The sequence below is a fragment of the Ruegeria sp. CDSC079 genome (assembly GCF_059610505.1).
In genome coordinates this window covers 115,363-127,543 of the sequence record NZ_JBXWNT010000010.1, presented here as the reverse complement: position 1 = coordinate 127,543, position 12,181 = coordinate 115,363, and the positions used below count along the sequence as shown (strand labels likewise).

General features: G+C 57.8%; 11 protein-coding genes. 5 read left to right on the top strand and 6 right to left on the bottom strand.

Features of this window, described 5'->3' with window-relative positions:
- Positions 1-15: 15 nt before the first annotated feature.
- The 5 genes from dnaN to mutM form a co-directional block, all read right to left on the bottom strand.
- Positions 16-1,137 (bottom strand): DNA polymerase III subunit beta, encoded by a 1,122-nt coding sequence (dnaN, locus tag AC2FIC_RS17845; protein ID WP_142638222.1) that lies wholly within the window; start codon positions 1,135-1,137, stop codon positions 16-18.
- A 227-nt stretch (positions 1,138-1,364) separates the two neighbouring features.
- A complete protein-coding gene (gene dnaA, locus AC2FIC_RS17840) occupies positions 1,365-2,750 on the bottom strand; it encodes a chromosomal replication initiator protein DnaA (RefSeq protein ID WP_142638224.1) in 1,386 nt (461 codons plus the stop codon).
- Positions 2,751-3,299: 549 nt separating this feature from the next.
- Positions 3,300-3,563 carry a 30S ribosomal protein S20 gene (rpsT, locus tag AC2FIC_RS17835; RefSeq protein ID WP_142638226.1) on the bottom strand — a complete coding sequence of 88 codons (264 nt, stop codon included), beginning with the start codon at positions 3,561-3,563 and terminating at the stop codon, positions 3,300-3,302.
- A 227-nt stretch (positions 3,564-3,790) separates the two neighbouring features.
- Positions 3,791-4,567, bottom strand: a complete 777-nt coding sequence (gene acuK, locus AC2FIC_RS17830) for an acryloyl-CoA hydratase (protein WP_142638228.1) — start codon at positions 4,565-4,567, stop codon at positions 3,791-3,793.
- A 65-nt stretch (positions 4,568-4,632) separates the two neighbouring features.
- Positions 4,633-5,484, bottom strand: coding sequence for a bifunctional DNA-formamidopyrimidine glycosylase/DNA-(apurinic or apyrimidinic site) lyase (gene mutM / locus AC2FIC_RS17825; protein ID WP_496692737.1), 852 nt, complete (start codon positions 5,482-5,484; stop codon positions 4,633-4,635).
- Between the two features lie 86 nt (positions 5,485-5,570).
- Between mutM and ubiE the strand changes: the two genes are divergently transcribed.
- Together ubiE and ubiB are read left to right on the top strand one after the other, a co-directional pair.
- Complete coding sequence (gene ubiE, locus AC2FIC_RS17820) at positions 5,571-6,323, top strand: bifunctional demethylmenaquinone methyltransferase/2-methoxy-6-polyprenyl-1,4-benzoquinol methylase UbiE (protein ID WP_496689847.1); 753 nt, start codon at positions 5,571-5,573, stop codon at positions 6,321-6,323.
- Positions 6,323-7,852, top strand: a complete 1,530-nt coding sequence (ubiB, locus tag AC2FIC_RS17815; protein WP_282022492.1) for a 2-polyprenylphenol 6-hydroxylase — start codon at positions 6,323-6,325, stop codon at positions 7,850-7,852. Before ubiE ends, ubiB begins: the two co-directional genes overlap by 1 nt.
- Before the next feature lie 98 nt (positions 7,853-7,950).
- Here ubiB and AC2FIC_RS17810 read toward each other — a convergent pair whose 3' ends face one another.
- Complete coding sequence (locus AC2FIC_RS17810; protein ID WP_496692736.1) at positions 7,951-9,126, bottom strand: acetyl-CoA C-acyltransferase family protein; 1,176 nt, start codon at positions 9,124-9,126, stop codon at positions 7,951-7,953.
- A gap of 118 nt (positions 9,127-9,244) precedes the next feature.
- On the opposite strand from AC2FIC_RS17810, the gene AC2FIC_RS17805 reads away from it, so the two are divergent.
- The 3 genes from AC2FIC_RS17805 (at position 9,245) to tdh (ending at position 12,146) form a co-directional block, all read left to right on the top strand.
- Entirely contained in the window at positions 9,245-9,808 is a 564-nt protein-coding gene (locus AC2FIC_RS17805) for a helix-turn-helix domain-containing protein (protein WP_271950762.1), read from the top strand.
- A 110-nt stretch (positions 9,809-9,918) separates the two neighbouring features.
- Complete coding sequence (locus tag AC2FIC_RS17800) at positions 9,919-11,103, top strand: glycine C-acetyltransferase (RefSeq protein WP_496692735.1); 1,185 nt, start codon at positions 9,919-9,921, stop codon at positions 11,101-11,103.
- Between the two features lie 14 nt (positions 11,104-11,117).
- Positions 11,118-12,146, top strand: a complete 1,029-nt coding sequence (gene tdh / locus AC2FIC_RS17795) for an L-threonine 3-dehydrogenase (protein ID WP_496692743.1) — start codon at positions 11,118-11,120, stop codon at positions 12,144-12,146.
- Positions 12,147-12,181: the final 35 nt, after the last annotated feature.

The window sequence follows — 12,181 nt, the reverse complement described above, 5'->3', positions numbered from 1 at the left end:
AGCCCCCAAAGCCGATCAGACACGCATCGGCATGACCACATAGACCGCGCTCAGGTCATTGCCTTCGCGCATCAGGGTCGGATCACCAGCGGAGTTGAACAGGAACACCGCGTTTTCGCGATCTACCTGAGAAGCAATTTCCAGCAGGTATTTTGCGTTGAAACCGATCTCGAGCCGTTCATCTGAATATGCGACGGCCAATTCTTCCTCGGCTGCACCGCTGTCCGGTGCATTGACCGAAAGAACCAACTTATCCGTGTCCAGCTGTAGCTTGACCGCGCGCGAACGTTCCGACGAGACCGTCGCAACCCGGTCGACGGCCTGCGCAAACTCAGCCGCATCCACTTCCAGTTGCCGCGTGTTGCCCTGCGGGATGACCCGTGTGTAGTCGGGGAATGTGCCGTCGATCACCTTCGAGGTCAGCGTGATATCCGGCGTTGCAAAGCGCACCTTGGTTTCGCTGACGGAAACGGCGATATCCATCTCGTCATCGTCCAACAGCTTGCGCAACTCACCCACTGTTTTGCGCGGCACGATCACGCCGGGCATGTCCGCAGCCCCATCCGGAAGGTCTGCGTCAATGCGCGCCAGACGGTGACCATCGGTGGCCACACAGCGCAGCACCTTGCCGCCTTCGGAGCCATCTGAAACATGCATATAGACGCCATTCAGATAGTACCGCGTCTCTTCGGTTGAGATGGCGAATTTCGATTTGTCGAACAAACGGCGCAGCAATGCTGCCGAAGCCGTAAAGTTCGACTGGTATTCCGATGAGGCCATAACTGGGAAATCTTCTTTCGGCAGAGTCGCCAGAGAGAAGTTCGATCGCCCGGCTTCAACCGTCAGACGACCTGCCGCACTGTCGGCGGTCAGGGTGACCAGCGCGCCATCGGGCAGTTTGCGCACAATCTCGTGCAGGGTTGTGGCGGCAACCGTGGTGGCGCCGGCCTTTTCCACCTGCGCAGGGGCCTTGTCGACCACTTCGATATCCAGATCGGTGGCGCGGAACATGGCCTGATCGCCTTCGGCCTCGATCAGAACATTAGCAAGTATAGGGATCGTGTTGCGTCGTTCGACGACGGATTGGGCCTGGGAAACGGCCTTGAGAAGGGTGCCGCGTTCGATGCTGATCTTCATACCCTTAATTCCTCTGACTTGCGTGCCGAAAATGGGCGGGACTGGCACGTTAGCGCCTCCGCCCTGAGGCACAAGGATTTTTTATGGATTTCTGAGTCGGTTTGCCCGCAGGGTCAAGAGGCGCGTGACCCTGCGGTCACAGTTCATAGCCAACCGTGGACTATTGCGCACAAAAAAACGCCCCGGCTATCAGGATCCGGGGCGCCTGTTTAATGCCTAGAAGATACTCAGGCTTCCAGCGCGCGACGCAGCATTTCCACGTCTTCGGCGATTTGGCCATCGGTTGTCTTCAGTTCTTCGATGCGTTTGACGCCATGCATGACCGTGGTGTGATCGCGTCCGCCAAACCGACGGCCAATCTCGGGCAAAGAGCGGCTGGTCAGCTGTTTGCACAGATACATCGCCACCTGACGCGGGCGCGCATAGGAGCGCAAACGCTTGGGGCCTATAATGTCGCTAAGGCGGATATTGTAATATTCTGACACTTTGCGCTGAATCTCTTCGACGGTAATCTTGCGTTCTGACGCGCGCAGCACGTCCGCCAGGCAATCCTGCGTCAGCTCCATGTCGATCTCGCGCCCGACAAGCGAGGCAAAGGCAAATAGCCGGGTCAAGGCCCCTTCCAAAACACGCACATTGGTCGAGATGCGATGGGCCAGGAATTCCAGCACACCATCTACGATAGTCACGTCAGGATAGGTGCGGCTGTATTGCTGAACCTTGGTTTGCAGGATGCCCAGACGCAGTTCGTAATCAGTGGGATGCAGATCAACGACCAGACCACATTGCAGGCGTGATTTCACACGGTCCTCCAGGTCCTTGATCTCGCCCGGAGCGCGGTCGGCCGAGATTATGATCTGTTTGTTCTGGTCTACCAGCGCGTTGAAGGTGTGAAAGAACTCTTCCTGAGTCGAATCCTTTCCAGCGATAAACTGGACGTCATCAACCATCAGCACATCGACCGAACGGAACAGGTGTTTGAAGTCCATCATCCGGCGTTCCCGAAGCGCCTGGACAAAGCGGTACATGAACTGTTCCGCCGACAGGTACAGAACATTCAATTCGGGATGTTTGGTCTTTAGTTCCCAAGCGATGGCATGCATCAGGTGGGTTTTACCCAGGCCGACACCGCCATACAGAACCAGCGGGTTAAAAGTCACGGGGCCACCTTCGGACACACGACGCGCGGCGGCATGGGCCAGCTCGTTGGGTTTGCCGACCACAAAGCTGTCAAACGTGAAACGAGAATCCAACGGCGCCGCCTGCAGGGATTCCAACGCATCATTCGCGGTCGCGGATAAAGTCTGCGTTTGCGCTTCCTGAACGCGGGCAGGCGCAGTTGCCACGTCGTTCGAAGGACGTACCGGCGAGTTCGCTGCCACTCGGAACGCGAGGCGCTGTACAGATTCTCCAGCGGTGTTCATCTCATACAGGATAAGATCCGCAAAATTCTGGCTCACATAATTGCCCATAAAGTTCGTCGGAACCGAGAACACCGCTACACCGTCCTGCAGCTCTTGGAATTCAAGAGGCTCGATCCAGGTGGTATAGTTGTTCTTTCCGATCGCCTTGAGCAGTTTGTTACGCAGTAGTCCCCATTTCTCTTGTGTCATTAAGCGCCTCACGCATCCCATTCTTTATTGGCCTGTCGGCCTTATTACTAAGCCCCGGTCGCCCGGATCACGATGTCACTCGCAAAAGGATACCCTGCGCCAAACCGCAGAAGTTTGGCGGGTTTGTCCCTGAAAGTCAGCACAATCCAAACTCGTGACATCCAGCACCTGAATATCCCGAAAAGCGGCCTGCGCTTCGCAATCTTATCTTTAGACAGGGCTCGGATCCTCGGTTACCCCAAGACCCTCAGCAGATCAGCAAACCGGTTTATCCGGATGCCAACATTCGTTCCTCGACCGCTCTGATGCCCGTCAGTACAATCGCAGGAACAGCCTGTCCCCCCAAGCGAGTGAATCGCTGTATCAGTGGTAACAAGAGGCCGACGTCTGCGGCAACGAAACTCTGATATTGACTCGGGTCTTTGTGCGAAAGAATCTCTCGGCAACGTGAAGACGCGGTATTCTGGCAACAGCAAAAGGGCGCCGCGATATGCGACGCCCTTCGGAATAGTTCAGCCATGCTTACGTGACCCTAGGTCACATAAAGACTCAGCCCAGCGCTTTGACGCGGGCCGACAGACGGGACATTTTGCGGGAGGCTGTGTTCTTGTGGAAGACGCCCTTTGTGACGCCGCGCATCAGTTCGGGCTGAGCTGCGCGCAGAGCAGCAGTTGCTGCGTCCTTGTCACCGGATGCGATTGCTTCTTCTACTTTGCGCAGATAGGTGCGGATACGCGAACGACGCGCTTTGTTAACGGCGAAACGCTTTTCGTTCTGACGAGCGCGTTTTTTTGCCTGGGGCGAATTTGCCATGTGTCTCTGACCTTTGTTCGGTACGGTTATGTAGAATGCGCGCCGCGGATATCCGCACCGGATCAGAATCACGAGTGTGAGTCGGGCCAAGCGGGCCGCACGCGCATGTATAGCGGCGGTGCATAGCCAAGTTTTCAGGCTTTGCCAAGCCGATTCTTCGCTGCTGAACCGCGGGCAAGAAAAAGGCGGGCTCAGCCCGCCTGTTCGATACATATTTCGTGGCCGGTTTACTTGTCCCGGAATTGAGCCGAGCGTTTTTCCAGAAAGGCTGCCATGCCTTCTTTCTGGTCCTCGGTGGCGAACATCGAATGGAACACCCGGCGCTCGAACAACATACCTTCGCTCAACGGCACTTCATAGCTGCGGTTGACCGCCTCTTTTGCCGCCATGGTCGACAGTTGCGATTTCTCGGCAATTTTCTGGGCCACGCCAATGGCTTCTTCGATCAACTTCTTGGCCGGTACAATCCGGCTGACAAGACCAGAACGTTCAGCCTCTTCCGCGTCCATGAAGCGACCGGTCAGATTCATGTCCATCGATTTTGACTTGCCGACGAACCGGGTCAGACGTTGGCTGCCGCCCAGCCCTGCAATAACGCCCAGATTGATTTCAGGCTGGCCAAACTTGGCAGTATCGGCGGCAATGATGAAATCGCACAGCATCGCCAATTCACAGCCACCGCCCAGCGCATAACCCGCAACTGCTGCAATGATAGGTTTGCGGATGGCCGAGATACGATCGTTGGCCTCGGCAAACAGGTTGACAGTGAAGACGTCAACAAAGCTCATCTCGGACATTTCCTTGATGTCCGCACCTGCGGCAAAGGCCTTGTCCGAGCCGGTGATGACGACGCAGCGTACCTTGTCGTTTCCATCCGCCTCTTCCAACGCGGTGCACAATTCACCCAGCAACTGAGTGTTCAGCGCATTCATCGCATCGGGGCGGTTGAGTTTGATGAGGGCGACGTGGTCTTCGATTTCGACGATGATCGTCTCAAAAGCCATGAGTTAAAGCTTCCGGTTGTTCCGTTCAGGTACGATTCCTTACCACGCGAAAAACTTGGATCAAGCTATCTTTGGCATTGCACACAATAGAAGGATGAGCGACCGGACTGGGTGATTCTCTTGATTTCTGCCCCGCACCCCCCTGTCCGGCAGGGCGCACCCTCGCGCCCGTAGACATCAAAGCTGTGCTGAAAATATCCAAGTTCTCCATCGGCTTGCCGGAAATCCCGCAGCGACGATCCACCTGCCTCGATCGCCTCCTGCAGCACTTGACGAATGATCGGAACCAACCCGGCAACGCGGGTTGAAGAAATCTGTCCCGCTTTGCGACGTGGCGACACTCGACCCCGATACAGCGCTTCGCAGACGTAGATATTGCCCAGTCCTGCAACGATTCCCTGATCCAACAGCGCTGATTTGACCGGTGTGTTCTTGCCTTTGAACGCTTCGATTAGATGCTGTTCATGAAAATCATTGCCCAAAGGCTCCGGTCCCAGGACCGATAACAGCTTATGATGCTCGGCGGTTGCCGTAGGTAGCAGGTCCATCGCACCAAACCGACGTGGGTCATTGAAGGTGATCCGGGCACCATTGGCCATGTGGAACACCACATGGTCATGTTTCTCGGGCATGGGATGGGTATGCGCAAATTGGCCCAGCGGATCACCCGAGACCGTCATCCGCCCGGACATGCCCAGATGAATCAGTAGCGTTTCGCCACTGCTAAGATCAGCTAGAATGTACTTGGACCGCCGCCGCAACCGATCGACCCGCTGGCCGGTCAGCCGTTCGGCCATCCGGTCAGGAAACGGCCAGCGCAAATCGGGGCGATTTACATCCGCCTGTTCGATCACGATACCTTCCATCGCCGGGGACAGGCCGCGTCTTACTGTCTCGACCTCGGGCAATTCGGGCATTTCCTGGCTCCTATTCCAAAGGGCCGCATTGTGCCCGGTTCTTATGGCCCTATAACAGAGGCGAAATTCGACAAACGGCAAGGCAAATGTCCGACAACAGCGACAAGACCACTCATTTCGGGTTCGAAACCGTGCGCGAGGCCGACAAGGCCGGGCGCGTGCAGGGCGTGTTCAACTCGGTCGCCTCAAAATACGATGTGATGAACGATGTCATGTCGATGGGCATTCACCGGATCTGGAAAGACGCAATGATGGACTGGCTGGCCCCACGCCCCGGTCAGCGCCTGCTGGATGTGGCGGGCGGTACCGGCGATATCTCGTTCCGGTTCCTGAAACGCGCAGGCCGTGGCCATGCCACCGTTCTGGACCTGACCGAGCCGATGCTGATCGAAGGCCGACAGCGGGCCGAGGCGGATCAGATGTCAGACAGTCTGAATTGGGTGGTGGGCGATGCGATGGCCCTGCCGTTCGAGGATAACACCTTTGACGTCTACACGATCTCCTTCGGCATCCGAAACGTGACTCGCCCGCAAGAGGCATTGAACGAGGCCTACCGCGTATTGAAACCCGGCGGCCGCCTGATGGTTTTGGAATTCAGCCAGTTGCCCAATGACGGGCTGCAGAAACTCTATGACCTCTATAGTTTCAATGTCATCCCGCGCATGGGGAAACTGATCGCCAATGATTTTGACAGCTATCAGTATCTGGTCGAATCGATCCGTAATTTCCCGGATCAGGATACTTTCCTGAACATGGTCCGCACCGCCGGGTTCGACAACGCGAAATACCGTAACCTGACCATGGGCATTGCCGCGCTGCATTCCGGCTGGAAAATCTGATGCGCGGCCCTCACAATATCATCCGCTTGATCCGGACCGGCGCGACTCTGGAACGGACAGGTGCCATGAATGTCGTTCTGGACGCGTTCGAAGCACCACGTGCCCTGCGAGTTCTGGCCCACACCCTGGGCAAACCCTTTCAATGGCTGGGTTACAAAGGCGATCCGTCGATGCCCCCAGCCACCCGTGCCCTCACCGCCCTGGGACCTGCCTATATCAAGTTCGGTCAGGTTCTGTCCACGCGGCCCGACGTGGTTGGAGACGAACTGGCCGAACAGCTACGCGTGCTGCAGGACAAACTGCCCCCGTTCTCCAAGGCCGAGGCCATGGCCGAGGTCGAGAAAGAGCTTGGTCAACCCGTCGTCGAGATATTCGATGAGTTCAGCGAACCGATTGCGGCCGCCTCAATCGCCCAGGTCCATAAGGCCAAGTTGGTCAGCACAGGCGAGGATGTCGCCGTCAAGGTTTTGCGGCCGGGGATCGAACGTGCCTTCCGCAAGGATGTTGATGCGTTCTATTTTGCTGCCCGAATCGTGCAACTCTTCGCCCCCGGCGCGCGCCGCCTGCGCCCGATGGAAGTGATCGAACATTTCGACGGCGTCGTGCGTGGCGAGCTGGACTTGCGTCTGGAAAGCTCGGCTGCCTCGGAATATGCCGCTAACACCAAGGACGATGCCGGATTCTGGTTGCCCCCCGTGGTCTGGTCCCTGTCGGCGCGTCGGGTAATGACACTCAGCTGGGCAGATGGCATCCCGCTGGGCGACAATGGCGCACTGGATGCAGCCGGTCATGACCGCCGCGATCTGGCCGAACGCGTGCTGCGCCTGTTCCTGCTGCATGCTCTGCGCGACGGCTATTTCCACGCTGACATGCACCAGGGTAACCTAAAGGTCGCGGCAAATAGCGATATCATTGCCTATGACTATGGCATCATGGGCCATATCGACGAATACACGCGCCGAGTCTATGCCGAGATTCTCTTTGGCTTTATCCGCCGCGACTACAAGCGCGTGGCCGAGGTGCATTTCGAGGCCGGATATGTCCCTGCCAATCAGGACGTCGATGAATTCGCCCGTGCCCTGCGCGCGGTTGGAGAGCCGATCTTTGGTATGAACGCCACCCATATCTCAATGGGACGGTTGCTCAGCTATCTGTTCGAAGTCACTGAACGCTTCGGCATGGAAACCCGTACCGAGCTGATCCTGCTTCAGCGTACAATGGTTGTGGTCGAAGGCGTCGCGCGCTCACTCGACCCGCAAATGAACATCTGGGAAGTCGCCCGGCCGGTGGTCGAAGACTACATCAAACAATCCATCGGCCCCCGCGCCGCACTTCGCGATCTTGGCAAAACAGCAATGGTTCTGGCCCGGTTTGGTCCGCGGCTTCCGGCGCTGGTGGAAAACGCATTGATTTCCCAAACCCAAAAGGATGAGCCGACCCGGTCGCGCCTATGGTCCGTTGCCTTGCCCGCCACCATTGGTGCCGCTACCGGCGCGGCCCTCGTCCTATTGCTGACAAGCTTCAGCTAAACCCAATCCCGCCCGCTTCAGCTGGCCAAAAATACCTTCGGGGGGAATTGCGCCATAGGTGCGATGGGGGGCAGACAGCCCCCCTGCTTGGTTCGGTTTCAGAGCAGCTCAAAGGCAATGGCAATGCCCTGACCGCCACCGATGCACATGGTGACCAAACCCTTGGACCCGCCCGTGCGCTCCAGCTCATACAGGGCTTTCAGCGTTATAATCGCACCGGTTGCACCCACCGGATGGCCCAGCGCAATCGCCCCGCCATTCGGATTTACCTTGGCGGCATCCAAGCCCAGCTCTTTGTTCACGGCCAACGCTTGCGCGGCAAAGGCTTCGTTGCTTTCGATCACATCGAAATCATCCAGCGTCAGGCCCGTCCGCGCCATCAGGTTCTGCACCGCAGGAACCGGACCAATGCCCATCACCTCGGGGCGTACGCCTGCGTGGCCATAGCCCAGAATGCGTGCCTTGGGTTTCAAGCCGGCCTTTTCGGCCGCCTCCGCCGTGGCCAGTACCATTGCCGCCGCACCATCGTTGATGCCCGACGCGTTGCCCGCCGTCACCCGGCCATCCTTGCGGAAGGCAGGACGCAGCCCGGCCAGCGCCTCGGCGGATGTCTGTTTGGGATGCTCGTCGACCATGAAATCGACCATGTCGCGCTTGACCTTGACCTGAACCGGCGTGATCTGGCTTTGGAAATACCCCGCCTCCAGCGCAGCCGCCGCACGGGTTTGGCTGGCCATCGCGAATTCATCCATCTGCTCACGGGTGATCTGGTGCTCATCAGCAACGTTTTCCGCCGTAATGCCCATGTGGCCAGTGCCAAACGGGCAGTTCAACGCACCCAGCATCATATCCATCGAGGTGACATCGCCCATCTTCGCTCCCCAGCGCGCCTGTGGCACGATATACGGACTCCGCGACATGCTTTCGGCGCCACCAGCTACAGCGAATTCAGCGTCGCCCAGCATCAGGGACTGTACCGCCGACACAATCGCCTGCGCACCGGACCCGCACAGACGGTTTACGTTCATAGCGGGCGTTTCAACGGGGATACCGGCCTGCTTGGCCGCGGCGCGTGACAGGTACATGTCGCGTGGTTCGGTATTAATGACATGACCAAACACCACATTGCCGATTTGCTCAGGCGCAACTCCAGATCGCTCCATCGCCGCTTCAGTCACAACGGTCGCCAGATCAATCGGCGCAGTTGAAGCCAAAGCGCCACCAAATGTGCCAATCGCGGTGCGCGCACCATCAAGAATGACGATATCTTTCATGTCTCTTCTCCTCGTGGATTTGCGGGCACTATGCATCCAGCCATTGGAACTGTCCCATAGGACGTACCGTCACAAGCGGAATTGACATGAGGCCACCAAACGCGCATGAGATTCCGTCATGACGGAAAATTCAGACGATATCCTGACGCGCCTGCCCGCCCGCCTGAAAGAGGCCCGCCGCGCTAAAGGCCTGTCGCTGGAAGCTGTGGCCAATCTCAGCGGCGTGTCCCGATCCATGGTCAGCCAGATTGAACGCGGCGAAAGCAGCCCGACGATCTCGACCCTGTGGAACCTGACCCGCGCCCTGCAGGTGGATTTCGCTGGCCTGCTGGAAGAGGCCAATAACGCCGATCAGATCGAAACCCTGCGCAGCGACGAAGTGCCCAGCATCGACAATATGGGCCAGAATTGCCGCATCCGTATCCTCTCCCCGCCCGAAGAGGCCGGTGGCCACGAGGTCTACGATATCCGCTTTGACAGTGATGGCGCGCTGAACAGCCAACCACACGCCCGCGGCGCGCATGAACAGTTGACGGTGCTTGAAGGTGCGGTGCGCGTCACCTCGGGAAGTGCCGTCAGCGAACTGAACCAGGGCGACACCGCGCGATACGCGGCGGACGTTCTGCACTCAATTACAGCCAAGAAGCCAGCAAGGGTGTTCCTGATCGTCAAAAACGCCTGACATCGGCGCATTTCCGCCTTTACGGAAATTTTTCCTTCATACTGTAATTCCCCTATTTGGGAATTTCATCCGTTATGTTAGACATGCGACTCAGTTGAACGGAGATCGCCATGTCAGATGCATTCCTGTCCCATGTCACCGACACCCTCGTGCAGATCGAAGCGGAGGGTCTGTACAAGCGTGAACGAATGATCACCTCGCCCCAGGGCGGCGAGATTACTGTGGGCGACAGGCAGGTCATCAATCTGTGCGCCAACAATTATCTGGGTCTGGCCGATCATCCGGCACTGATCGCCGCCGCCAAAGATGCGATGGAGCCCAAAGGGTTCGGCATGGCCTCGGTCCGGTTTATTTGTGGCACACAGGACATTCACCGTGAGCTGGAACAGAAGCTGGCACAATTCCTGAATAAGGACGATGCGATCCTGTTTGCCGCCTGTTTTGATGCCAATGGAGGGCTGTTTGAGCCTTTGTTAGGGCCTGAAGACGCCATCATCTCGGACAGTCTGAACCATGCCTCAATCATCGACGGGGTACGGTTGTGCAAGGCCAAACGTTATCGTTATCTGAACAACGACATGAACGATCTGGAGGCCTGGCTGAAGCAGGCACGCGAGGACGGCGCGCGTCACATCATGATCGCGACAGACGGTGTGTTTTCGATGGATGGCTATCTGGCTAACTTGCCGAAAATCCGCGAACTGGCGGACAAATATGACGCCATTGTTATGGTCGATGACTGCCATGCCACCGGATTCATGGGTCCGAACGGGGCTGGTACACCGGATCATTTCGGTGTCGCTGTGGATATTCTGACGGGAACCTTGGGCAAGGCACTTGGGGGGGCAATCGGCGGTTATATCGCCGGGCCGCAGCCAGTGATCGACCTGCTGCGGCAGCGGGCGCGGCCCTATCTGTTCTCAAATTCGCTGCCGCCTTCAATCGTTGCTGCCGGGATCGAAGCCATCCGTCTGGTCGAAGAGGGCGACATGCTGCGCGCGCAACTGTTCGGCAACGCCAAGTATTGGCGCGCGGGATTGGAAAAGTTGGGTTTTGACCTTCTACCGGGCGAACACCCGATCATCCCGGTAATGCTGGGCGAAGCACAACTGGCGCAGGACATGGCCGCAAAGCTGTTTGACGAAGGCGTTTATGTTTCGGGTTTTTTCTTCCCCGTCGTCCCGCGCGGTAAGGCACGGATCAGAACGCAGATGAATGCGACGCTGACAAAGGATGAGCTGGACCGTGCGCTGGCCGCCTTTGGCAAGGTCGGCAAAGAGCTGGGGATTATCTGATGCGACCCAATACGATGAAAGCGCTGGAAAAATCCAAGCCCGAGGAGGGGCTGTGGATGGTGCAGGCCCCGGTGCCCGAGATCGGCCCTGATGAAGTGCTGATCCGCATCAACAAGACCGGCATCTGCGGCACCGATATCCACATCTGGAACTGGGACGACTGGGCCGCCGCCACGGTGCCCACCCCGATGATCACCGGCCATGAATTTGCCGGTGAAATCGTTGAGATCGGGCGCAACGTGACCGGGCTTGAGATCGGCCAGCGCTGCTCCGGCGAGGGGCACCTGATCACAACCGACAGCCGCCAAAGCCGCGCTGGCAAGTTCCATCTGGATCCCGGCACGCGCGGAATCGGCGTCAACGAACAGGGTGCCTTTGCGCAATACCTGAAACTACCTGCCTTCAACGTGGTGCCTTTGCCCGATGACATTCCCGACGAAATCGGAGCCATTCTCGACCCGTTGGGGAATGCCGTGCACACCGCACTCAGCTTTGATCTGCTGGGTGAGGATGTGCTGATCACCGGTGCAGGCCCCATCGGCATCATGGCCGCCGCCGTGGCCCGCCATGCAGGCGCGCGGCATGTGGTGATCACCGATATCAATCCGGACCGCTTGACGCTGGCTGCGCATGTCGTGCCAACATTGCGCCCTGTCGATGTGACCAAAGAAGAATTGCAGGACGTGATCGCCGAACTGGGCATGCAGCAGGGTTTTGACGTCGGGCTTGAGATGTCAGGTTCACAAATTGCACTGGACCAGATGGTCGAGGCACTGGTGATGGGCGGCAAGATCGCTCTGCTGGGCATCCCACCTGGAAAATCCCCCGTGGACTGGTCCCGCATCGTATTCAAGGCCATCACCATCAAAGGTGTCTATGGGCGCGAGATGTTCGAGACCTGGTATAAGATGATTGCCATGTTACAAAACGGCTTGGATGTCAGCCGAGTGATCACGCACCGTTTCAAGGTTGATGAATTTGCCAAGGGCTTTGGCGAGATGAAATCAGGTCGATCCGGCAAGGTTGTTCTGGATTGGACCTAACCCTCTGGCGTTAAACGGCTTCACCCCCTAAACAG

What these genes read in the sequence shown, in the direction of transcription:
- AC2FIC_RS17805 (WP_271950762.1), top strand. Translation starts at nt 9,245, where the DNA reads ATGACGGAAAATTCAGACGATATCCTGACGCGCCTGCCCGCCCGCCTG.
- dnaN (WP_142638222.1), bottom strand. Translation starts at nt 1,137, where the DNA reads ATGAAGATCAGCATCGAACGCGGCACCCTTCTCAAGGCCGTTTCCCAG.
- AC2FIC_RS17810 (WP_496692736.1), bottom strand. Translation starts at nt 9,126, where the DNA reads ATGAAAGATATCGTCATTCTTGATGGTGCGCGCACCGCGATTGGCACA.
- acuK (WP_142638228.1), bottom strand. Translation starts at nt 4,567, where the DNA reads ATGGCTTTTGAGACGATCATCGTCGAAATCGAAGACCACGTCGCCCTC.
- rpsT (WP_142638226.1), bottom strand. Translation starts at nt 3,563, where the DNA reads ATGGCAAATTCGCCCCAGGCAAAAAAACGCGCTCGTCAGAACGAAAAG.
- ubiB (WP_282022492.1), top strand. Translation starts at nt 6,323, where the DNA reads ATGCGCGGCCCTCACAATATCATCCGCTTGATCCGGACCGGCGCGACT.
- mutM (WP_496692737.1), bottom strand. Translation starts at nt 5,484, where the DNA reads ATGCCCGAATTGCCCGAGGTCGAGACAGTAAGACGCGGCCTGTCCCCG.
- AC2FIC_RS17800 (WP_496692735.1), top strand. Translation starts at nt 9,919, where the DNA reads ATGTCAGATGCATTCCTGTCCCATGTCACCGACACCCTCGTGCAGATC.
- tdh (WP_496692743.1), top strand. Translation starts at nt 11,118, where the DNA reads ATGAAAGCGCTGGAAAAATCCAAGCCCGAGGAGGGGCTGTGGATGGTG.
- ubiE (WP_496689847.1), top strand. Translation starts at nt 5,571, where the DNA reads ATGTCCGACAACAGCGACAAGACCACTCATTTCGGGTTCGAAACCGTG.
- dnaA (WP_142638224.1), bottom strand. Translation starts at nt 2,750, where the DNA reads ATGACACAAGAGAAATGGGGACTACTGCGTAACAAACTGCTCAAGGCG.